The sequence below is a fragment of the Bacteroides cellulosilyticus genome, from assembly GCF_020091405.1.
In the GTDB taxonomy this organism is placed as follows: Bacteria; Bacteroidota; Bacteroidia; order Bacteroidales; family Bacteroidaceae; genus Bacteroides.
In genome coordinates this window covers 6,672,364-6,694,537 of the sequence record NZ_CP081903.1, presented here as the reverse complement: position 1 = coordinate 6,694,537, position 22,174 = coordinate 6,672,364, and the positions used below count along the sequence as shown (strand labels likewise).

The window sequence follows — 22,174 nt, the reverse complement described above, 5'->3', positions numbered from 1 at the left end:
ACTAAAAATAATCTTTAGTTAATACTATTTTTAAAAGTAGTCAATACTACACTTTTTCTTAATTTCTCTTTTGCGAAAGTAGACATTCTCATCTATTTTCACAAGTTTTTCTTTTTAAAAGTAGACATCTTATTCAACCTTTTGATTATCAGCATGATTTTTCCTCTTCTGTACAAATTTCGGTAATTCGGATAGTTCCCTCTTAGAAAAAGTGTCTTTTCTGTCTAATTCACCTTTGTAATATCTCTTCCGATAGCCTACGGGAGTATCATACCCAATAGCAAAACAGGGGCGCTGCTTATTGTAGTATTCCATGTAGTTCTCTAAAACAGTTCTTACCTGATCGCGCGAACGACAATTGTCAATTCGGTAGTCTATCATCAGTTCCTCTTTTATCCATCCATTAAGAGCCTCATTTACGGGATTGTCTGTGGGTTTCCCGGCACGTGACATAGACCTTACTATCACAGTATCTTTTATAAGGTCATTATAAGCCATTGATGAATAAACACTGCCTTGATCCGTATGAAGTACAACAGACTCGGAAGAGCCCTTCAACAGGGTCACTACCTCTTTCAATCCATCCACATATTGTTCACGGGCGCCCCTACGCTCGGCCAACTTCCAGGACAATATCTCTTTAGTGAATACGTCAAAGTAGAAAGTCAGCTCAAAATAGAATATCCAGAACTTAAGTACAGTCATGTCAGATACTATCACCTGGCGGGGACGGTCGACCGTATCCCATGTGGAAAATATCAGATTAGGATATCGATCACGTACCTTGCGAGGCTTATAATGCACCTTGTGGCAGGTTTCAGACTGTATTCCAAGATATCGGAAGCACTTATAGACGAAGTTGTCACTGAGAATGAGGTTGAGATTATGACGTATATAAGCAGCCGTCCAACGGTATCCATGTGACGGATGCTCCGTATGGATCTGTTCGACGATTTCGACCATCGCTTCCCTAGTGATGTCACGCATAGAAGGTTCACGCCTCTTCCATTTATAATAGCCGGCACGGCTCACACCCATCATGGGGCAGATATCCGCTATCGCAAAGTCTCTTGACAACATATCGACTATTTTAAATTCTTCGGCTTTAAACGAACATACTCCGTTTGCCCATCCTCGGTCTGACGTACCACATAATTTTTTTTTAAACGCTCGTTCTCTATGCGGAGTCGCAGAATCTCCCGCTTATAGGCTTCTTCCGTAGGGTTGAGACCCTCAGGAAGAACACCCTTTAGCTCTGCGTCAGCACGCGCAAGACCTTCTAAGCCACCTTCATCATACTGCCTTATCCATTTTTTGAAGGCTGTGTCAGAGATGTTGTTGACTGTACAGAAGTCACTTAACTTAATCAAGGAATTGCTCTTGAACTTACGTATCAAGAACTCTTTTTCCAATGGATTCAAATGTTTTGCCATAAAAGTTTCTCCTTTCCGGTAGATGACAGGGGTAATCAAAACGGGCTAAGGAAGCGCCCTTTCGTTCGGGCTACCCCCTCTCTACAGGGCGCTTCCTTTATCCACTTACGAAGATAACCAATCTCTATCTTTTTTCTACCTTCCAGTGTCTACTTTTTGAGGTGCAACATTATGCAGCGGCTCAGAAAGTGGCCTGTTTTTTATGTGGCGAGTACTTTTGTAATTTGTCCAATCATATTGCCAGCATTAAATTTTTCAGAGTATTTTAAAGCATTAGTTGCCAATAGTGTGTATAGTGCTTTATCCGATAGAATATTCTTGATGGCATTGGCTATTTTATCCAGTTCTTGTACGTCTATCTTGTAACCGTTCTCTCCGTCTACAACCATTTCTGCAATTCCTCCTTCTGTGGGCACTATCACTGGCAATCCGGCAGTCATTGCTTCCAATGCCGTCAGTCCGAATGTTTCTACTACCTGTTCTTTATCGGAAAGATTCAAAACGAGTGAAGCCTGATTGTAGAAAGGTACAACATCATTCTGTCGAGGATATATGGTCAGGTTTTTGCAGATATTTATCTTGTGTTCCTTCATAAAGCAGTTAATGTTTTCCTGCGTATCGTTCACCACTAATTCAAAAGTAAACTGTGGTAATCTTTGTGCGAGTTCGATAAACTCTAGTGGACTCTTATACAATTTCAATGAACCGAGCATTAAAATCTGTTTTCGCTCAAAGGCTGTTTGAAGATTGGGAGTCAGTCTGTTTACGAAATTCTTTGGCAGAGCATTGGGTACAACTGTTACACCTTTTTTCCGTTGCAGGAATGATGCTTGATATTCTGATACGCAGATGATTTCATGTGCTAACTTCTGCATGGCAGTAGCCAGTGCCTTATAGAATGCCCCCTTTGCAAATGCGTTCTCGTGATAATGATAAACTACGTGTTTATCCATGATGCGCCCGGCTAATGCTGGTCCGATAGGAAGTAAAGTGTTGATGTAGAATACCACATCTTTATGGAATAGCCAGCGGAACGCCAATAAAAAGGTGTAAATCTGTACAGTACTATAGCGCAGTATTGTTATTGCTGGATTATTGGAAAAACGGTAAGAGTAAGAGTACTTACGCAAGTTCTTGTAATGCAGTAATTCATCCAGTGTGCCACCTTTGGAAGATATTAAATCTACTTGATACCCCTTTTGGAGTAAGCCTTCCAGCACCATTTTTAGTACTTTGGGACTGCCACTGTAGTCGTTAAAGAGGTGGAAACAGATAATACGGTTCATTCCTGTAAATATTTTAGTAAGGATATCCAGGTTTGAAATGATTTAACCATTTCTCTGTTTATGTTCCCTTTCTCACGAATAGCGAAACGGGATATTATCTCCAATAAATAGAGTGAATACATTTCCCGGTCTATCCATTTTCCATTTTCTGAATTTATATATTCGATAATCTGTGAAACGCTCCAATGCTTCTCAAAATATGCCGTTTGAGTAAAGAAGTGATATTTATCTAACTTGGGAGGGTAGGTAAGCCGTGCATATTCCCAATCGAATACAAATAATTGTCCGTTCTCCATAAACATATTCCATGGAGTGAAGTCAGCGTGATAGGTAGAAAAATCCATTTCCTGTTTTTGGTATTGCAACAATATCCGATTAATGCCAGTCGTTACCAATGTGACATCCACTTCTTGGGGAAGCCATTCGATATGCAACTGTAAATCAGTTAATGTCCGGTAGTAATCACTTTGCTCAAAAGTAATGAGTTGATGGGTGCTTTTATAGAGTCTGTCAAGAAAATCTTCATGTAATGCTGTCCATTTATGCACAACTTGTGAATTCCGGGTTTTTACTGTACTTTGCACGAACAACTTTATTCCATCTGTTGTTTCTCCGCAGAACATGCATACTGGTGTTTCCTTTAATCCTTTTTGATTCAACTCTTTTAGAATATGGGCTTCGCTTTTGAACAAAGTAGCAATATTCTCACTGTCCGTCACCTTGCAATAGCCTAAAATACGTTTGTCTTTGCTGATTTGCATTGTAATCTTCTGATGTACACAAGGAGTACCGCAGAAAATCGAAAAATCGATCTCCGCTTCGTGGAATAACTGATAAAACAACCGCTTCAACTCATTATTTATGTCATAATACACACTTTTCGCATGGATGACTTTGGGAACGAATGGTAGACGGTGTAGCCGCGGAAGTAACGCTTTCACCATTTTTCCATTTCGTCCGCTGGGCTGGTAAAGATTCATTGCCACCTGCATATTATGTGCAGGCATCAGCCAGGTTTTACCGTCAGCATTAGAAAAACGATATAGATGTTTACCTGTTCCCTTTATTAGAAAACGTTCTAAAATAGAATCGACTTGCATTTATTTTATTTAGAAGAATAAGATATATAAGCCTTGACAATCGCATCGCGAATTTCTTTCCCGTGATTCTCCCATGAGAATTTGAAGGAGGTTTCTTGTGCCCTTTGTCCCAGTACTTCCCGTTCTTTTGAGTCTGTGAGACGTAATATTCCGTCTTTTATATTCCGGATGACTTCTTTTCTTCCGGTTTGCGGAATTAAGATGGCATATTCATTGGTAAAGTAGCGGGTGTAACCGGTGGTATCCAGACAAATCAACGGTTTACCCATAGCCATGCAGTCGAATGATACGGTAACAGCACCCTCTTTTAGGGCAGCGTTAATCACAACATCTGCTCTATCCATCATTGTTTTATAAGTTTCCATAGGAACTTTTCCTGTAAGTGTCACAGCCTTTTCCAACTTAAATTTTTTAATAAGTTCTTCAAGTCTTTTCTTGTCCGATCCATCCCCAACGATTGTCAAATGAAGATGAGTATTTTCTTTTATAGCTTCTGCCATAGCTTCAATCGTTAGGTCAAAACCTCGCCATGCATCCAGATGTCCTACAGTGATAAATTCAATCGTATCATTTTTCTTTTGGGATACTCTTGGTGTGTTGATAATATCTGCTGCCACATCAGTAAAAAGAATTGCTTTGTTTGCGTACTTCTGTGGTACTCGCTTATGGGTTATTTCTGTCTTACAAAGAATTAGATTAGCCTGTTTACAACGTTGTCTAAAACCTCTGTTATAAAATGTTGCTGATATTGCTATCCTCCGGATTTTCTCTATGATTTGCGATTTCTTATTGTAATGACGGGAGTATTCTGAAGGAATACTCTCTAATCCACCAACTGGTCCCCATACGAAAAATTGCGTTTGTCCATATTTACTCACCTTCCAGAGTACATTGCCGTAAGTAAGGTGATGGAATATGTGAATGTCATTTTTCTGCATTGTTCGTTTCACGATGTCATTAGTGCAATACTGCCAGATATTGTAGTAAGTGCGTACACCTCGCAAACCTTTTTTCCAAAACCGTGCCCATTTGGGCCAGTCGTAATAAAGGAAATGTATATGGTTGTATTTGGGATGTTTAGTAATCCAAGGTTCGATAGTATGTTGATTGCTCTTGCGAGTTAATACCCATAGCTCAAAGTACTTGGACATCTCCAGTACCCAATGCCAGCCCACACCGATTTCGCTACCTAAATCCGGTTCACAAGCGTAGGCGGAGATAAATAATTTAAGTTTATCTTTTTCCATTTATTCCTTATTTCTTCGTTTTGCAGTCTTGTAGCGGTGAATATATCTGAGTATTCTAAACAAGGGAATTGTTAATGTAGAAAATACGCAATATAATATAGGAAAGACCATTGTATACTGGAATGATAATAGAGAAAAAGAGCATCTTCTCTGATTTATTTTTTCGTTTTCCATAGTTGCATATTATTTTAATTTTATTGTAAACTGGTCTAAAATCATTTTAATTGCATCGTTTACCATTTCCTGCACTGGACGATTTCCGTCAATTGGGAGTATACGTTTATTAGTAGAGACCAATTTCTCGTAGTCAGATACTTGCCGTTTAATCTCATCCAATTGCAATTCCTGTTTTCTGCGATAAATCTCTTCGGGGGCCACTTTGATATAAAAAGACAAACGAGGTTCCGGCATAAATTTTACAAATTTTTTCCTGATCCATATGGGCAAATTGAGCCGTGTACGACCTGGATCGACAATTAAGTCATAAGCATAACGGTCGAAGATTGTGAAACGATCGTGCAGAATATCTTTCGTTGTTACTATGAACCATCCCAATATATAATCAATCCAGTAGTAAGTAATCCTTGTGAAAGAACTCATTATACCTACTGGTTTTGCGCGATGAGGAACGGAATAGTTGGTGTCTTGTTCCATTATCCCCACTTTTTCTCCTATTTCTCCCAAATTAGGCAGAATAGTAGGGCGGAAATGATAAATATGCCCGCAACTTGTATCTTTTGTGAAATAGAAGGCCATTTCTTCTACAAGGCTATTCAAAAAAGTTGTTTTGCCCGCTCCGTCAGGAGCCATCACAGAGAAGGACTTTACATACCTACGACGACATAATACCAATCGACATAACTTCAACGCATAGAACTTCATGGTATGAATTAAACACGATAAGGGGGCTTTTCTCAATGCGTAGTGGCGTAACTGTTGGGTTAGTTCCTTATGCTTCGATAACAACTTGTCATAATCTCCTTGAACAATGAATTCCAGTTCGACTTGTGCTAGTTTATCTCCTAAAATTCTCTGAAGTATGGAGGTAAATTCAGGATAGAGCTGATTCGTTTTAGATATGACTTGCTTGTATTCCTCTTTTAGTTTAGGGGTTTTATACCCGAATTGTTTGTATACAAATACCATCACTCCTTCATATAATGGATCAACTACTTTGAATCCTTTGTATTCAGATGTATGTTCATAGAGTTCATCAAATGTGAAGACTTCACATCCTTTTACTCGATAACCTCCGATAATATCAATATGAATACTTAAATGCTGCTCTATATCCATGCCATGCCAACAATAAACGTCGGTAAATCGTATCATATACAAGTGCGACAGTCCATGCTGCTTATAGATACTTGGCAGAATTGTATTAGCAATTTTAACTTTGGAAGGCTCCACAATAATATCTACATCCTTCGACTGGTTAGTCTCCGGCAAACCTTCATAATTTCGAAGAATGAAGTATCTGACTTGATTTTTATCTAACTCTTTTATTAAATCCATCAATATGGTTCCATGTTTTTTATCCCAATGTTTATTCATCGCTACTATGATTATTTCATGAAGTTTCTTATTCTGATTTCGAGTGTACGAACTGATTCTTTTCCTATTATTTTTAGGAAAAGACTGCGGCATTTTTTTAGCAATGGACGCATCACTTTTACCCAAAATATATTATTTCCTCTTCGCTTCTGACGTTCAGTGAGCCAGCTCATAGAGTAATGGTGTATACCATAAGTGTCATCAGATAGTCTGAATTGGTTTTCACCAAGTCGTTTAGGATAGAAATATTCTCTTGGATATATAATCAAATCTTTTATTATTTGCAATGTGCGGTCACACTTTGCTCCATCAGCTATAAGAATATCGGTTAATATAGAAACATTGGCGGTATTATCTATACGTCCCTTTTTATCTATGAAAGAATGAGTATTGTAATATTCCAGGAAACGTTTCATTACGAAGTGTTTTGCTTCAAAAGCCATAAACGCCGTACCAATATTCGAGTGATTTTCCCATCCTAAAACATTGTTATTACCCTTTATTAATGTATCTATAGGTTTTAATACTTCGTAATCTGTATCAAAATATAATCCACCATATTCATAAAGAACTTTAGTACGTACATAATCACTGACAAAAGCATATTTTTTCATGTCATAAGCTTGCTTACAGAAAGTAGAGGAGTTTAAGTCGAAATTTTCTTCATTCCACTTTATGAACTTATATTTTGGGAAATACTTCTTCCAGCTTTCGATACACAATTTTTCTTTGGCTGGCATTTCTTTGCCGCCAAACCAACAATAATGAATTATTTCAGGAATCATTTGGAGAAAATTAATTTATTCAGTAATTACTAATAATTCTTGTTCATATTGTTCTTGGAAATAGCGTACAGCAGTGAATATCATAATAGCACCCCAAGTATAGGACACATTCCCGAATGTCATGCTGAAAAGGAAAAGCCACAATAATGTCTCTACTGACAAAACCTTTCGAATAGCACAAGAAAAAATAAGCATTTGCATAATGATGAAACTAAAAAGACCAAACTCTTGGATTCTTCCTATCATTTGTTTTTTCATTTGTTCCACAGGTCCTTTAAATCTCTTGACATAATCTGCGCCATATCCAACCCATGAATTTAAATTGAACAGATCAATGTTTTTAATTGTGTTAATCAACGGAGTTATGCGTGTTGCTGCGCTGCCATCTGTTTCTATTACACTTTCTGTTTCAAGCGTTAATGTTACTTCTACGGCGTTACGAGCACGCTGAAGAGGCTCAAATTCAATAGAAGGAATAATGAAATATATAGCTATAAGTGTAGGAACGATACTAAGTAAATATTGCCTCTTTATGAATAGGATAGATAGTATTCCTAATGCAACAAAAGCTGTACCACTATCCATAGTCGACATAGCCCAAAGAAAGCCGATACTTGACCATCTTAATTCTTGAAACAGTTCTTTGATGTTAGGTAACCGTCCCTTTTTGAGTTCATACATTCGTAATAATCCTAAATAGGCTACCGCCATAATACGTGCGGAGGAAGATGGTTCAAACGATAGAGAGTTTGCTCCAAAGCTTCGATTAAGAACCTGTACAAGATTAATAATTGGGAATTGAACAATTCCTATCAAAATAAAAAATTGTTGAATTAACAAACAGACAGAATAGGCTAGTATTAAACCTTTTAATAATTTGATGAAATAATCAATATCAAAGACATGGTTACAATACAATAAATTATAGTAAGTAGCATATAGTAAAAGGAATAGTGTGGTATAAATTAAAGTACTTGCCCTGAACGTTTCATAATGAATCAGACTGACAATCCACATTATGCTCAGATAAATTGTAGCCAGATATAGCGCCTTAGATATTTTCGCTGTTTTCAGTAAGAAAATGAAAGGGCAGATTGCCATTACAGCAACTTTCAGCCAACTGACTCCTGCACGACTTTCAATAGGAATATACTGAATACAAAATAGCAATAGAAGAAATGTAGTGAAATTGCGTAACGTATAGCTCTGTGCCGAGAATAGTAGCGATATATATTTAAGAATCTTGTTCATATTAATGTTTGCCTAATAAGAATGGCATCCTGCGATGTATAAGTTCTGCAATAAAATACTCGACTATCATTGTGACGATAAAAAAATAGAGAGCGTGATAGCCGGTTAAATGAGGTTCATTATATATGGTCTTATTTATTATTTCACAGATTACCTGTATAATTGAATAGTGCGTAACCATTAGTATCAGGGAATGACGCCCCCAGTAATCGAAGTAGGCTAATATACTCCACTTTTCGATAGCCATTATTATGAGTATTATTCCAATAGGACCTAAGAGAGGAGCCAATAGTCCCCACAAGAATGGGATTGGCCAGTAATTGGCAGTATAATATGCGATGAGGCATAGCAATAGTCCGAAGCAGATTTGTTTGCTTTTGTTGTTAAACAAAACGGGATATGATAAGCGCATCCGGCAAAATCCATACCCTGTAGCAATTCCAATCCAAGCGGATAACACATTACTTACAGTACGGAATGGTGCCTCAATAATCTTACTTGAAGAATCGGTACGCCCATCGAAAATATTATAATAAAAATGTTGATATACCAATATCAGTGCAAGAGTGATTAATATTATTGATATGCTTTTTTTTTTGCGTATAATGTACCACAAAATTTCTCCACTGAACAATGCAGGAAGAAACCATAATGTACCTATCCCACGGAGAGTTAGTGTTTTGTACACCTCTCTTCCTATGAAATAATTGTCATAATAATCTAAAGTCCACAGTATACAGTCGAAAACAAGGATTATGATTGTCCACAATATATATGGTATACCAAGTTGCCTCCACCGTTTTTTTATTAATTCTTTCAGCGTGCGCTGTTCGTGGTGTAGTGCGTCAATCCATCCGGCAACTATATAAAACATTGAAATCATAAAGGAGCCAATGAATGTGTTCAGTTGTTGTGGAAATAACCCATCTTCGAAATGGAGCAATACGATGCAGATAATGGATATTCCTTTTGCTATATCAATATATTGGGTACGTTCTCTCATCTTTTTTTTAATCTCAATATTATTGTTATAATAGCTACATATAAGCGCATAGTAATGATGGATATTTGCTTTCCCATGCACGTATCACTACTGTAATACTTGATAAAATAAATGCGCGATTTTTTCCATTGGCGAATATGTTTTATCGGATCTCCTTTTTCACTTTTTATATGACGGTGTATTGCTCGTGCTTCAGCTAAGTAATACATTTGTTTGTTGTCACGTTCTATCTGTTTAGCCAAAATAGCCTCTTCTGTATAAAGAAAAACATTTTCGTCGAAATAATTTATGCTTCGCATATAGTCTATGCGTACTAATAGGCAGCATCCGGATACTTTGTAACAATATTGGCTATTGCAGAAACGAATAGTAGGCATAGAGTTGTTGATTGACTTTTTCCATTTTAACATACCGAATAACCAATAGACACTACTTTGCCAATTACCGTCACGTTCCATTGGATTTTGATGAATACCCTCTGGTCCTACAATGTCACTTCCGCACACTACTACGTTAGGGCGTTTTTCCATTGCATCTACCATCTTTGCTATATAATCAGTTTGTGGAAACTCCATATCTGGATTAGCTATTAGTGCATATTTGTAGTTATGGGTGGCTGCGTAACGAAGGCCGATGTTGTTACCGGCATTGTACCCTCGATTTTCATAGGCAGGAATGAAAGTGCAATCATGTTCCCTGCATAGTAACCTTATTTGTTCCCGGTCTTCATCTTGAGAACAATTATCTACGATGATGATTTCTAATTCGACACCTTGTTGACGTTTTAAAAAGCCAATACATTTACGGCAATCTTCCGAAGAATTATAATTAAGTAAGATTATTGGGATTAACATATAACATTTAATATAGAAAATTACTTTATTGCTGGTTACTTTTTAGAAAGTGAAGCCAATGTTTCTTGTAATCGTTTTTTTAAATAATCCCATAACTGTAATTTGCGAGAAGGTCTAGTTGTCCATGATGCGTTAAAGCGGTGGATACAGAATGTATGTGGATCACGTTTATATTTGTCGGCATTATTTTTCCCATCCAAATAACATTTTTCTATGTCATATTTTATGGGAGAAAAATAATTGGCCGGACATATCAGTAATTCTCCATCATTGATATTCACTTCCTTTTTACCCGATTCTATTTTTTCGTTCGGATAAGTTTTTTGCAAAGCCATTTTTATTACATTGGGGGCTAGGAATCCATTCTCTCTTATATATTCCATAGAAAATCGTCGTTCTTCATAAAAGTTTAAAGCTTTCTTACACCATGACATGCCGGGTTCTGCTCCCATAATGGCAGCTTCAATGCCATGAGTAGAAGCTTCGTATCCTAAAAACGATTTGTAGTTTAGCAGTGGATTGAATGATTTTATCATTTCAACATCTGAATCAAGATAAATTCCTCCTTCTGTGTATAAAGCATAAACACGGATATAGTCAGCTGCAAAAGCAAATTTTTTGGCTTCATAGGCATCTTTTACCCAAGGTACTGAACTTATATCAAAGCGCTTGGTATCCCAAAGCACAATTTCATAATCCGGTAATATTTTGTGCCAGGTATCTATACAGTACTTAATTAGCGGCGGATATTCATCTCCGCTCAACCAGCAAAAGTGTATTTTTTTAGGAATCATATCTCTATTTATTTATAAAATTGGAAATAATATTAGTGCATTTCTCGGATGTAATACTTACGAGACGGTCTAAGCCGATGAATTTAAACAATAGCATTCTTAATTTATCAATACATACGCATGCCGTAAAAATTGCTGATGTAATCATTAACAGAAATGGCGTTCGCAATGGAGAAGTCTGTTCTGGCATGATAGATGCTGTAAAAGTCGTGATAATCGGAATTAACCAATAATGTTGATGTATGATGTAAACACTGAGAATATGTGGTGAAATATAGTGAATTCCTCCTCCTTGCATAATGTTACAGTTCTTGAAAATTAAAAAGGCTATCACAGACTTTGCAAATGTGATCGGAGAATTATACTCTAACGATATTATTGGAAAATCAGATAAGAATATTGAGACTATTCCCAGAATAAAGAATAGCACCACATTCCACCTCAAACTTGTATTCAACTTTCCCAATCCGTATAATTTCACATAACCAGCAACGAAGAAAATACATACAAACCACATAAGACTCCAAGGTCCGCCCAATTGATCACCGAACGGAAATCCATAAATAAAATCAAGATTGAACAACAAAAGTACAGCTAACGCTACTTGATACTGACGCTTTGTGAAAGAACATGCTATCTTTGAAAGTACAGGTTGCATTACCAATAAAGCCAAGTATTTGGTGATAAACCATAAGTTAAAATGAGTTGGCCCCAATATCCAAAATGATTTCAGAAGTTCAAATATAGTGACTTCTTTATTTCCTATAGCTATCAAAACTATATTGATTGCTACGGTATAAAAGGTTGCTTCTATCAGTACACGAAATATTCGCTCCATCTTGAACTTCGCATTGACTAAAAAATAACCCGTAATAAAAATAAATCCATCTACACCACAACAACCCAATAGCTTTGTAATACTAAATAGCCAGCTGCTTGGATTTATTTGTAAATAACTACCATATAGATGCCCGAAAACAATAAAGAATATACAATATATTCTAAATAGTTCAATATTCATCTCTCGTCTTGGCTTATTTATTTCTTTGGCTATAACCATTATGTATATATTTTGATAATTATTTTTTAGGTATCATATACTTATACTTGTTTTAAGAACTTCATCCAATTGAATTGGTCATAAATTCGTAACGGAAGTATCTTGTGGAAACGATAAGAATCAATTACTCCATTCTGATTTTCATATCCTTTTATATAATGAGCACATTTGATTTGTGGATAGGACTTGTGGGTTAGGGCTACTTTGTTTTTGTAGGGTAATTGGTCGAAGCGTTCCAGGTCTTCGTAGGTACAACCGTCGGTTTCGATTAGTACGAAATACATCCGTTTCGCATTAATACGTATCTCTCGCCGCCGCCAAGCGAGAACCCCTTCCTCAACTGTTTTGTAATGAATTAGATGTATATGTACTTTACCTCCCAGCAAAGCAATTGGCCATGATTGGTCGGATTTTGTTGGTTCGATGGGCGCATTGGTGTAATATTCGAGGTTGGCAATATACTCAATAAAGTCGGATGGAGGTATCATCAGGTTTACCGTAGGAGAATTGAATGGAAGTCGAAAGTCATGCGCAACAAATGCTCCTATGCAGTTATTACAAAATATTGAAATGTTTTTATCTATCTTGCTTGTTGATATTTGATAACAGTCAAACATTAACATTCGTAGTTTCCATTGAATATTGTTCCAAGTCATAACTTACTTGTTTTGTTTGGTTAATTTTCTTCTGATGTGCGATAGCTTGTAAATGGCAGGATAGGCTCCGATTACGATGAAGAATGAGATAACTTTCATTATCCATGGTATTGATCTGGACAACCATATTCTGCTTATTCCCCTATGAAAACTGTTCATCCACAGACGGCGATATTTATTGTTTTTTTTCAGCAATGGAATAAGGAAGCCTTTCACTACAAACTCAAAATGGAATAGAGCATCCTTGTATTCGCTTAGCAGTTTTTTTTCTCGCAAAAAATGCTCTATAATTGCAAAATTTGCACTTGCTTGATGGAAGTTGTGCAGCATTCCCTCATTAGAGGTGTTGCCGCACACCGAATCGGAGCGTTGATAATAATAATAGAAAGGACTATCAACACAGCCATGTGACTGGGCATAATAAGAAATTTGAATAGAATAGACTCTGTCTTCCATCATGTGATCGGTAGGATATATGAAATCATGGAGTTGATAAATATCTCTCTTAACCAGTCTGTTACAAAGACTGACAGATGTTCTGCCATAAATAAGTTCGGCAATGAACTTCATCTTGTCTTCTTTAAAAGTATATTTTATCATCTTATGTGAACTACCGTCTGTATAATATATCGAGCGACAAAGTACGCAGTCTAATCTACTCTTCACCGCTTTTTCATACATGGTGCGATACATTTCTTTATCCACCCAATCGTCGCTGTCACAATGGATGATATACTCTCCGCTGGCAACCTTTATGCCTATTTCACGAGCTTTGGCAGCTCCCATATTGTACGGCTGGTTGATGATTATTATTTGGTTCTTCCTCTGCGGATAATCTCCCAATACATTTTGTAGTATCCGCATAGAAGCATCAGGCGTGCAGTCGTTAACGAAGATATATTCTATTTCTTCCAAAGTCTGCTCAAACAAACTTCGGGCACATCGTTCAATGTAAGGTTCTACATTATAGACTGGAATGATAACTGAAACTTTAGGTGTAGACATCTTGTTTTAGACTTTGTATAAAACTCATAGAAATGGTCATTTTTTTTTGGTCAATCTCAGGATAAGCATCCGAAATTCGGAAAAACATATTATTTGTAAGATGAAATAAAGTAGGAAACAAATAGTTGAAAATAGAAAAGCTCCCAATAAGAAATCAGACCAGCTATTATTTAAATAGCGTGACGAATCAAATAGAGAAAATATGTGCTTAGTCGTTATCCATATAGTATATGTTATTATGATATTCACAATTAGCAATCCCCAATATCTCCAGACTCCCTTCTTGAACCCTCGTCTAAACAAGAAAATCGGTTTCCAAATATAGACTATACTTATTATGGAAATGATGGGGCCCATCAATACGCCACAAAGTCCCCACAGAGTTCCTCCAAGTATTGCGACTAGTACGAAGATTATTGATTCGACAATCGGTGCCCAAGTATCATAAAACAATCCGTATCCAAATAAGAACTGGTCATTTACTCCACGTTGAATACTTAGATATAATTGCGCTATAATCAAAAATACAATGTAATCATCGAGCATATACTGTTTACCAAGCCATATAGAGATGAGCGGATTGATAAATGTATAGGTTATGATACTAAAATATCCTGCACAAAAAGCTCTGAATGAGAGTAACTCTTTATAGGTTCGGTATATGATATTTTGATTTCCTTGAGAGATAAGATTCCCCACGCCGGCATTCGTACTATCAAGTACGCTACCTAATAGTCCTTGGAGTTTCTGGATTATCAGTGTATAATTACCATAAACAGCTACCATAGGCAATGTCACATAGGAGTAAATAAGAAATGGAGTTACTTGTGATTGTACGAATGAACCTATCTTGTGCACAAATAATTGCTTGATATATTTACCTATTTCAGGGTATTTCTTAAATAACCGCTTACCAATCTTTACATCAGCTTGTAGCCAAGGGTAAACCTTACGAATACGCATATTCAAAACTATTGAATAAAGAATTCCGAATGCCAATTCAGTGACAAGGAATAAAGAAAAGCTGCATACGAAATAAGCTAATGCCATTTGCATGAGCATCTTCATTGAAACAACCGTTTGGTAGTACCCCATTACTTCGTAATTGCGCTGGTCGGCAGAAAGTAATGTCATTTTATAGTTTGCGAAATAAGTCAATAATGAAGAAGTCAAATAAGAATAATACCCCAGATAAATTACTCCCCACGAGAAATCTGTATTAGGGAAAATCAGGGGTAGGAATAGCGACAAGATAAATCCCGCCCCAATGATGAATAAACCTATGCAACGGTACAGATAGCCAAATACGGAAATTATTTCGTTTATTTTAGAATGGTCATCATCAAAAATGGGTTTATAGAGAACGTAACCGATAGCACTGCTAACGCCTAATTCTGCCATATTTAGGAAGCCTAACAGACTTTGCAAGGTGCCAGTAAAACCGATAAATTCTGTTCCTAACCGATCAAGGAATATTTTGCGAGTAAAGAAGGCTACTGCTAACGATACGAAATAACAAATTAGGTTGATTCGTGCATTCAGTAGGCTTTTCTTAACACGAGATTCTTGCATATGGTAAGAGGTTTATGTTAGTATTCTGTTTAGAGGTATTAAGTTGCCCAAGAATGATAGGAGACAATACTTTTATACTTTCCGGAAGTGATTAGTGTGTGTAAGATTCATCAAACACTTAACTACTTTATTTTTCAATTCCCAAATCAGCAGAGATAGAGATTCATAGTAGTTAGATTTATTTTTTATTTTCTTAAACCTCAAAAAAGGAAGGTGGAACAACTCCCAAACCAATAACGGCAGGCAGATACCGGCAACTGTATAGATTGTCCACATCCAACTGCTTGTCTCTTTCAAGACAGGGAATTGCGAGAGGTCAGAAATTGGCAGGCCATTCAATCTTATAAGAATATAGCTGATTGGTTTGAAAGCAAGGAAGTAGAAAGTCAGGATATACAGAGTCTTGTTTCCGATGTAGTTGAACAATGCCACAACTTTGTCATGTTCGAGCTTCTTTGCCAATTGTATAAAACCAATTATTCCCGACAATGCAACTACAAAATACCCTCCGGATAGCGCTTCCGCCGTTGACATTGACAAATCTGCGAATACGGAAACAATAGCCGGAATTAAAAGCAAAAGTACGTATAATTGAGACAGATGTTTGCTTTTGTTCAATCCGCTCTTGCGGTAAATGTAACCACTCATGAAAAATGCCAATGCCAGGAATGTTTGTGGCCCAAACTGGGCTGGTAGTTTAAATGGCAGCAAATGCTCTGTCGAAGCAATTAGCACAGCTAAAATTACCCCCTCCCATATATGGACGTTTGTTAATTTGTTTTTATTTCGAAGTGCGCTTAAAATAACGATAGTGCCTATGGAAGCCCAGGTTAGCGAGATTAAGAACCAATATCCACCCAGCAACTGTTCTCCGCCGGTCATAATAATGGTACGTACTATTTTTATGGCTGTTTCCTGCCATGTATAACTCGTTTCGTAAATGTGTAGATAAGTGAATGTATTGTGTAGCAACAGAAAAATTAGCGTCCATTTGACATAAGGCTGGTAGTATCCTTTCAGTTTCTTGCAGATTCCTCCTTTAACGTCGGTTAGGTATCTGTCACTCAACAAAATGCCGCTGATGAAAAAAAAGCAGGGCATTCTGAACAAAACCATGAAACGGTTCATCCACTCAGGACATCCGCTATGGCCAAGTACCATTAGAATAATACAAATTCCCTTTGCTATATCTAAATACAAATCTCGTTTCGTTTCCATATTTTGTGCGACTGCCGCTTTTTCAGATTGTTGATATGTTGTTTCTGAGATTCCGTCCAATAAGGGATTCGGATGCCCAAAGTGCCTGATGCCTTTGCGAAATCGAGGACGTGTGTGCCAGTTGGCTCCTGTAATAAGTATATTCATGCTTATTCGAATTCGGGGTATAGATTGGCACTGTATTCAAACGGACTCTCAAACTCCCCCAGTAACGGATGCTTCATATCTTTTTCGCTAAGTATCGCTTTATCAACCGGTATTTTCCAGTCTATCCCTATACCTTCATCCAAGATACTGATTCCACCGTCAGCTTGTGGAGCATAATAGTTGTCACATTTGTATTGAAATACGGCTACCTCACTCAGTACAGCAAAACCATGGGCAAAACCTTTGGGAATGAAGAATTGCAAATGATTATCCTCTGACAATTCTACAGCCACATGCTCACCGTATGTGGGCGATCCTTTGCGAATGTCAACCGCCACATCAAGTACGCTGCCTTTTACGCAACGCACCAGTTTACTTTGCGCAAAAGGCGGCTTCTGAAAATGAAGCCCTCGAAGTACTCCGTATGATGACATACTCTCATTGTCCTGCACGAAATTCACCTTGCGTACTTTCTCTTCGAATTCCCGTTGGGAGAAAGACTCGAAGAAGTAACCGCGTGCGTCTTTGAGAAGGCATGGCTCAATGATGGCCAAACCCTCTACGTTTGTCTTTTGTATAAACACTGTTTTTAAAAGATGAAAGGTTTAATTTTAAAGATATAATGGGGTATAGAAACCTTCGGATTGAAAATGATTGATACTACATCTTAATGGGCAATTTACACTTTCTTTTAGGAAACAATCCCGCAGCAGCCAACCGCCGATATTGTGGCGATGTAGGTAAAATCATACAATTGGAAGCTTGCACCCAATGGTATGGCACCTCCGCCTTTATCTTATTTATGAGTGGAGCCTGCTGCTGTAACCATTGTTTCAACCAAGCCAATTTTTCTAATATTTTTGTAACTTCACAAGTCATTGCCGGATGTACTTCTATAAAATAGACCTTTCCATTATATGATACTGCATAATCCCAGCGAGCATCTTCCGGATATAGCTGTTTGACAGTCTTATCAATATCAAGACTTCCGTCTATCAGTTGAGAATTCTCAATCTCTATCTTGGTACTGTAATTACCCAAAGCCGCCAATCCTTTTTGATACTTTCCTGTGACATCTGGAGTGGCGTTTATGGCCTCTTCAAATAGAGATATTCCTTTTGCCGAATTCTTCTTTGTTGCCGTATATGCTCCTTTTTTATTCATCTGCACTCATATATTTAGCTACGATTTCAGATACCCTGCCGGCAAATTGCGATATTCCTCCCCATTCGGAAATATCGGGGTTATCATCTCCTGCATCCAAAGAGGTTATATCTAATGAGTGCACCTTGCCTGATTTACGTGCAAAATAATAAGTATGGACAGACTTGTTGAAGATGCTGTTCAGTTTATCCTTTATGGATCTTGCACTGCTCAAATCAAACATTTCAAGCAAAGCTTCATTTTTTTCCTCTTTTACATGGCTGTTCAGTAAATTAAAAGCCCATGCAAATTCTAGAAAAACAGGAGAATGAGTGGAGATAACCACTTTGTATCCCATTTGTATCAACTCCAGCACTTGCAGGATAATAGTCTTTATTGCTTGCGGATGAAGTCCCATTTCCGGTTCTTCCAGCACCACATATTCATATTTCTCTTTGGGAGCTACGGCTGAATAATGACCATACAGGCAATAGAAAGCCATCAATAGCGGCATAAACTCCTTTTGTCCGGCACTCCAGGTCATGAATGGCACACTCATTCCATCAATTTCCATCCGCATTTTTTTCTGTCCCGAACTCTCGTCCGCCACAATGCGTCCGCCATGAAAGATGCTCTCGTCAAAAGAGGTGTCCATTTCCTCATGCGCAGGAAAAACAACTCCGTCAGCATTTAGCCCACTCTGAAAAAACAAGCGTAGAGTTTCACTGAAAGTTCTCAGCACGTAGGGAGTAGAGGCATCAAATTCCATAAAATTCTTAGGACGCCCGTCCGAAATACTCAGGATACGTTGTGCCGGAATATAGAAAAGAGATTCCTTGTCCATTCCATCCTTTTCCAACAGAGAACTCTTTTTGCAGATTTCTGTATCCATGTTGGCAATGCACGTTTCATCAGTCCACACCCCGGACATGCCTTCACCGAAATAAAGTGTCAGGATGTTCTCCGGACTTTTATTGACCACGTAGTTGTATTTCTCCAATGTATTGAGAATATGGGTCTTGTCCAACAGCAGCTTCATCACTTGCAGGAACAAGCTTTTTCCGCTTGCCTGTTCACCCACCAATATAGTGAGGTCGCCGAGCGTAACATCCGCCTCTTTTATCGGACCCAAATTTTTTACTTTCAACTTCTGCATTGTCATTTGTGAGATTTTTATGAACTGCTAATTACTGCAAATATAGTGCTATTTCAGTAATTAATGTCATTCCTGTCCATATTTTCACCCTTCCCTTCTATCTTCCACTCCCCCAATGTCTTCCGTTCACTGTCGAAGTTAATTCCTACTTTTACTATCGGCAGTCCGCACAGGGCGAAGCGTTCAGGATAATTCTTCAGATCGATTTGCTGCATGGCGTCGTCGGCGCTCTTGTTCAGTTTCAGCTCCACTACATAAAGAATGGCGTGCGTGCGCATCACCATGTCTACACGACCACGAGGCGTGCGTACCTCCACATCGACGTACATACCCAGAAGGCTGAATATGACATAGAGCAAGGATTGATAATGACCCTCATAATCGGTATTGTCGCACTTGGGAACGGTGGAAAGGAAAGTCTGCAACAGGCGCAGGGCATCGTCCAACCTTTCTTCGACAATAGCTTCGTACAGCAAAGCCACGGTGGTGAGACCGTCGTTGGTATATCGGTGCAGATAATTGGCAAGCAGGCTCTGCATCAGTCCGATGCGCACTTCCTTATTGGGAATGTCGAGTGTATAAAGCATTGTCAACGAAGAGTAGTCCTTTATGGTGACATAGCCACTCTGGTAGAGCAACGGGGTAATATCCGTCATCCGTTCCGTTGGAGCATCGAAAGCTGTGGCAAATACTTTCCGTCCTCCTATCTGTTGGGGAGCAACGCCATACTTGTTCAGCATTTCTATCAGATAGGTAGGCGTGCCGCTGCCGAACCAATAAGAGTTCATCTTGCCATCGGCAAAAGCATTCAGCAGGCTGAACGGATTGTATAGGTCGGGCGACGGCCAGGTGAAATGATAGCCGTCATAGTTCCCTTTCAGCTGACCAATGATTTCATCGCGGGTAACCTTCAGCTTGTCAGCCAAAAGATTAAGATCATCGGACATTTGGGTCAGCATTTCCTCTTCGCTAATGCCACAAATAGCGGCATACGGTTCATCCATGCTGATATTCTTGATGTTGTTCAATTCGCTGAAGATGCTCAGTTGAGAGAATTTCGTGATACCTGTCAGGAACACGAAACGCAAATAAGGGTCGCACGCCTTGAGCGGGCTGTAGAAATTCCGCATTACGTTCCGAAGCGTGGGCAGGTTCTTCTCTTCATGCATCACATCGAGAAGCGGGGCGTCATATTCGTCTATCAAAACAACAACCTGCCGGCCGGTCTGAGCATAAGCACGTCCTATAAGACCTTGCAAGCGCTGATTGGCATTTATTTCACCTTCTTCTCTGCCATAGATTTTTTCATACTTCAATAACTTGAGATTCAATTCCTGTTCCAGTTGCTCCCTGTTCACGTGCTTCGCCGTGCTCATGTCGAAATGAAGCACCGGATACCGGGTCCATTCCGTCTCCAGTCCCTCTATGGCAAGACCTTCGAACAGTTCTTTCCGGCCTTCGAAATAAGAATGAAGCGTGCTGGTGAGCAAGCTTTTTCCGAAGCGGCGCGGACGGCTCAGAAACACATACTTAGAGTTGGAATTCGTCATTCTATAAACGTATCCTGTCTTGTCAATATACAAATAGTTCTTTTCCCGGATTTCTGAGAAAGTCTGTATCCCTATCGGATAAAGTCGTCGCTGCATCATATCTGTTTCCTCCTTCACGTATGGTTTATTGGCAAAGTAACAAAATCCGCCCGTTTTCTCCAAACAAAGCTTTCTTTTATTTTCCTCCTCTCCCTTGCCTCATCAGCATATTATTAATCTGTTGTCTCACATTGTCCACCTTTGCCCCCGATGTCAGTCGGGAAGCGAAAGGAAGAAGAACCTCGATGAAGGTGCCTTTCACCACCGTGTCCTTGTTCACGCGGGGTTCGCCGAGCATGATGCTCACTACACCCGCCAGATCGTGGGCGGTGGCGCATTCTCCCAGAAGTCGGGTGTACTCATGCACTTTTTTCACGTCGGGCACGTAGGTGAAAAGAAGGCACTCGGCATCGTTCAGACTTTCAATGCCCTCGGTTTCTTCGGGACGGATGGCGACCTCGGCAAACTGATCGCCGTAAAAATTCTGAACGGCGGTAGCGCCTGCCGGGGCTATCATGTTCGTACCGCCGAATATCTTTATCTCTATTTCCGGTTTGTCGTTCATATTTATATTTTCTCTCTCCATTCTCTTTAATAATTTTCAATGAATAATCAATGGGCGATTAATGAGTGTAAACGCTTAGTAAATGCCTTTTAACGAAGTAAAAAGGATGGTTTATAAGCCGTATATTTGTAGGCATAAATCTGAAAATTATAGAATATATTTTTAATTAAATTAGAATCAACATCATGAAAGAATATATCATGTCTTTTTTCAACGCTCCCGTCACTAATAAAGTACCTGCGGGAGTGTGCAGCGTAGCAGGGCTTCATGCCTACATCTCCTCCGATTCCTGTCTGAAGGAACTGACAAAAAGAGTAAGGGCCGATATCGAAAATGATAAGGCATTCCGTGGAAAAAAACAGACGTTATTGCCTTACGTCACGCCTGCCGGAATCTTTTCGTATTGTCGGGAGCAGTGTATCATGGTACCCTCCGGACTATTCGTGATAGATATCGACCATCTTGCTTCTACCGAAGAAGCTGCAATGTGGCGTGACCGCCTCTTTGCCGACGAAGTGCTGCAACCCGACCTCGCCTTCGTAAGCCCTGGTGCTAAAGGAGTGAAACTCTTTGTACCCTACCGGCTGAATCTCACAGATACGCTTGAACAGTCGTTTGACAATGCAGTGCACACCGCCTGGGACTATCTGGAATGGAAGCACGGGCTGAAAGCCGATACCGCCAACGCTGATATGTCGAGAGCCTGCTTCCTGGCATACGATGAAGAAGCGAAGTCCATAAATCATAAATAATCTC

The 22,174-nt window shown here is 38.8% G+C and carries 21 protein-coding genes and 1 pseudogene; 1 reads left to right on the top strand and 21 read right to left on the bottom strand.

Going from position 1 to position 22,174, the window contains the following annotated elements; all coding sequences use genetic code 11:
• Window positions 1-129: 129 nt before the first annotated feature.
• The 21 genes and pseudogenes from K6V21_RS25670 to K6V21_RS25570 form a co-directional block, all read right to left on the bottom strand.
• Window positions 130-1,113 (bottom strand): annotated as a pseudogene (locus tag K6V21_RS25670) (IS3 family transposase); the annotation flags it as partial.
• Window positions 1,086-1,433, bottom strand: coding sequence for a hypothetical protein (locus tag K6V21_RS25665; RefSeq protein WP_224319009.1), 348 nt, complete (start codon window positions 1,431-1,433; stop codon window positions 1,086-1,088). The gene K6V21_RS25665 and the pseudogene K6V21_RS25670, both read right to left, overlap by 28 nt.
• Window positions 1,434-1,633: 200 nt before the next feature.
• Window positions 1,634-2,719: a glycosyltransferase family 4 protein gene (locus tag K6V21_RS25660; protein ID WP_224320343.1), complete on the bottom strand. Its 1,086-nt coding sequence runs from the start codon at window positions 2,717-2,719 to the stop codon at window positions 1,634-1,636.
• The gene (locus K6V21_RS25655; RefSeq protein WP_224320342.1) at window positions 2,716-3,819 is read right to left on the bottom strand and encodes a phosphotransferase; all 1,104 of its coding nucleotides are present in this window, start codon (window positions 3,817-3,819) and stop codon (window positions 2,716-2,718) included. The genes K6V21_RS25660 and K6V21_RS25655 overlap by 4 nt, the downstream gene beginning before the upstream one ends.
• Window positions 3,820-3,824: 5 nt before the next feature.
• Complete coding sequence (locus K6V21_RS25650; RefSeq protein WP_224320341.1) at window positions 3,825-5,066, bottom strand: glycosyltransferase family 4 protein; 1,242 nt, start codon at window positions 5,064-5,066, stop codon at window positions 3,825-3,827.
• A gap of 183 nt (window positions 5,067-5,249) precedes the next feature.
• Window positions 5,250-6,620: a hypothetical protein gene (locus tag K6V21_RS25645; protein WP_224320340.1), complete on the bottom strand. Its 1,371-nt coding sequence runs from the start codon at window positions 6,618-6,620 to the stop codon at window positions 5,250-5,252.
• Between the two features lie 11 nt (window positions 6,621-6,631).
• Window positions 6,632-7,405, bottom strand: a complete 774-nt coding sequence (locus K6V21_RS25640; protein ID WP_224320339.1) for a glycosyltransferase family 32 protein — start codon at window positions 7,403-7,405, stop codon at window positions 6,632-6,634.
• A gap of 15 nt (window positions 7,406-7,420) precedes the next feature.
• The gene (locus tag K6V21_RS25635; protein ID WP_224320338.1) at window positions 7,421-8,656 is read right to left on the bottom strand and encodes a hypothetical protein; all 1,236 of its coding nucleotides are present in this window, start codon (window positions 8,654-8,656) and stop codon (window positions 7,421-7,423) included.
• Between the two features lies 1 nt (window position 8,657).
• Window positions 8,658-9,659 carry an acyltransferase family protein gene (locus tag K6V21_RS25630; RefSeq protein ID WP_224320337.1) on the bottom strand — a complete coding sequence of 334 codons (1,002 nt, stop codon included), beginning with the start codon at window positions 9,657-9,659 and terminating at the stop codon, window positions 8,658-8,660.
• Window positions 9,656-10,513: a glycosyltransferase gene (locus K6V21_RS25625; protein ID WP_224320336.1), complete on the bottom strand. Its 858-nt coding sequence runs from the start codon at window positions 10,511-10,513 to the stop codon at window positions 9,656-9,658. The genes K6V21_RS25630 and K6V21_RS25625 overlap by 4 nt, the downstream gene beginning before the upstream one ends.
• 35 nt (window positions 10,514-10,548) lie before the next feature.
• Complete coding sequence (locus K6V21_RS25620; RefSeq protein WP_224320335.1) at window positions 10,549-11,307, bottom strand: glycosyltransferase family 32 protein; 759 nt, start codon at window positions 11,305-11,307, stop codon at window positions 10,549-10,551.
• 4 nt (window positions 11,308-11,311) lie between these two features.
• The gene (locus tag K6V21_RS25615) at window positions 11,312-12,367 is read right to left on the bottom strand and encodes an acyltransferase (RefSeq protein WP_224320334.1); all 1,056 of its coding nucleotides are present in this window, start codon (window positions 12,365-12,367) and stop codon (window positions 11,312-11,314) included.
• Between the two features lie 41 nt (window positions 12,368-12,408).
• Entirely contained in the window at window positions 12,409-12,984 is a 576-nt protein-coding gene (locus tag K6V21_RS25610) for a DUF1919 domain-containing protein (RefSeq protein ID WP_224320333.1), read from the bottom strand.
• A gap of 42 nt (window positions 12,985-13,026) precedes the next feature.
• A complete protein-coding gene (locus K6V21_RS25605; protein ID WP_224320332.1) occupies window positions 13,027-14,028 on the bottom strand; it encodes a glycosyltransferase family 2 protein in 1,002 nt (333 codons plus the stop codon).
• 36 nt (window positions 14,029-14,064) lie between these two features.
• Window positions 14,065-15,600, bottom strand: coding sequence for a lipopolysaccharide biosynthesis protein (locus K6V21_RS25600; protein WP_224320331.1), 1,536 nt, complete (start codon window positions 15,598-15,600; stop codon window positions 14,065-14,067).
• A gap of 72 nt (window positions 15,601-15,672) precedes the next feature.
• Window positions 15,673-16,965 carry an acyltransferase family protein gene (locus K6V21_RS25595; protein ID WP_224320330.1) on the bottom strand — a complete coding sequence of 431 codons (1,293 nt, stop codon included), beginning with the start codon at window positions 16,963-16,965 and terminating at the stop codon, window positions 15,673-15,675.
• Between the two features lie 2 nt (window positions 16,966-16,967).
• Window positions 16,968-17,549 (bottom strand): dTDP-4-dehydrorhamnose 3,5-epimerase, encoded by a 582-nt coding sequence (gene rfbC, locus K6V21_RS25590; RefSeq protein WP_224320329.1) that lies wholly within the window; start codon window positions 17,547-17,549, stop codon window positions 16,968-16,970.
• Between the two features lie 76 nt (window positions 17,550-17,625).
• On the bottom strand, window positions 17,626-18,129 hold the full coding sequence (locus K6V21_RS25585) for a hypothetical protein (RefSeq protein WP_224320328.1): 504 nt from the start codon (window positions 18,127-18,129) through the stop codon (window positions 17,626-17,628).
• Complete coding sequence (locus K6V21_RS25580; protein WP_224320327.1) at window positions 18,122-19,270, bottom strand: AAA family ATPase; 1,149 nt, start codon at window positions 19,268-19,270, stop codon at window positions 18,122-18,124. The genes K6V21_RS25585 and K6V21_RS25580 overlap by 8 nt, the downstream gene beginning before the upstream one ends.
• A gap of 47 nt (window positions 19,271-19,317) precedes the next feature.
• Window positions 19,318-20,913 (bottom strand): ATP-binding protein, encoded by a 1,596-nt coding sequence (locus K6V21_RS25575; protein ID WP_224322097.1) that lies wholly within the window; start codon window positions 20,911-20,913, stop codon window positions 19,318-19,320.
• A 76-nt stretch (window positions 20,914-20,989) separates the two neighbouring features.
• Window positions 20,990-21,439: a hypothetical protein gene (locus K6V21_RS25570; protein WP_217715988.1), complete on the bottom strand. Its 450-nt coding sequence runs from the start codon at window positions 21,437-21,439 to the stop codon at window positions 20,990-20,992.
• A gap of 164 nt (window positions 21,440-21,603) precedes the next feature.
• Here K6V21_RS25570 and K6V21_RS25565 point away from each other — a divergent pair, with 164 nt between their 5' ends.
• A complete protein-coding gene (locus K6V21_RS25565; protein WP_217715987.1) occupies window positions 21,604-22,170 on the top strand; it encodes a BT4734/BF3469 family protein in 567 nt (188 codons plus the stop codon).
• Window positions 22,171-22,174: the final 4 nt, after the last annotated feature.

Coding starts and splice junctions, on each gene's coding strand:
- K6V21_RS25650 (WP_224320341.1), bottom strand. CDS start 5,066: ATGGAAAAAGATAAACTTAAATTATTTATCTCCGCCTACGCTTGTGAA.
- K6V21_RS25585 (WP_224320328.1), bottom strand. CDS start 18,129: ATGAATAAAAAAGGAGCATATACGGCAACAAAGAAGAATTCGGCAAAA.
- K6V21_RS25635 (WP_224320338.1), bottom strand. CDS start 8,656: ATGAACAAGATTCTTAAATATATATCGCTACTATTCTCGGCACAGAGC.
- K6V21_RS25575 (WP_224322097.1), bottom strand. CDS start 20,913: ATGATGCAGCGACGACTTTATCCGATAGGGATACAGACTTTCTCAGAA.
- K6V21_RS25655 (WP_224320342.1), bottom strand. CDS start 3,819: ATGCAAGTCGATTCTATTTTAGAACGTTTTCTAATAAAGGGAACAGGT.
- K6V21_RS25610 (WP_224320333.1), bottom strand. CDS start 12,984: ATGTTTGACTGTTATCAAATATCAACAAGCAAGATAGATAAAAACATT.
- K6V21_RS25565 (WP_217715987.1), top strand. CDS start 21,604: ATGAAAGAATATATCATGTCTTTTTTCAACGCTCCCGTCACTAATAAA.
- K6V21_RS25605 (WP_224320332.1), bottom strand. CDS start 14,028: ATGTCTACACCTAAAGTTTCAGTTATCATTCCAGTCTATAATGTAGAA.
- K6V21_RS25625 (WP_224320336.1), bottom strand. CDS start 10,513: ATGTTAATCCCAATAATCTTACTTAATTATAATTCTTCGGAAGATTGC.
- K6V21_RS25665 (WP_224319009.1), bottom strand. CDS start 1,433: ATGGCAAAACATTTGAATCCATTGGAAAAAGAGTTCTTGATACGTAAG.
- K6V21_RS25660 (WP_224320343.1), bottom strand. CDS start 2,719: ATGAACCGTATTATCTGTTTCCACCTCTTTAACGACTACAGTGGCAGT.
- K6V21_RS25580 (WP_224320327.1), bottom strand. CDS start 19,270: ATGACAATGCAGAAGTTGAAAGTAAAAAATTTGGGTCCGATAAAAGAG.
- K6V21_RS25645 (WP_224320340.1), bottom strand. CDS start 6,620: ATGAATAAACATTGGGATAAAAAACATGGAACCATATTGATGGATTTA.
- K6V21_RS25640 (WP_224320339.1), bottom strand. CDS start 7,405: ATGATTCCTGAAATAATTCATTATTGTTGGTTTGGCGGCAAAGAAATG.
- K6V21_RS25595 (WP_224320330.1), bottom strand. CDS start 16,965: ATGAATATACTTATTACAGGAGCCAACTGGCACACACGTCCTCGATTT.
- K6V21_RS25615 (WP_224320334.1), bottom strand. CDS start 12,367: ATGGTTATAGCCAAAGAAATAAATAAGCCAAGACGAGAGATGAATATT.
- K6V21_RS25620 (WP_224320335.1), bottom strand. CDS start 11,307: ATGATTCCTAAAAAAATACACTTTTGCTGGTTGAGCGGAGATGAATAT.
- K6V21_RS25630 (WP_224320337.1), bottom strand. CDS start 9,659: ATGAGAGAACGTACCCAATATATTGATATAGCAAAAGGAATATCCATT.
- K6V21_RS25600 (WP_224320331.1), bottom strand. CDS start 15,600: ATGCAAGAATCTCGTGTTAAGAAAAGCCTACTGAATGCACGAATCAAC.
- K6V21_RS25570 (WP_217715988.1), bottom strand. CDS start 21,439: ATGGAGAGAGAAAATATAAATATGAACGACAAACCGGAAATAGAGATA.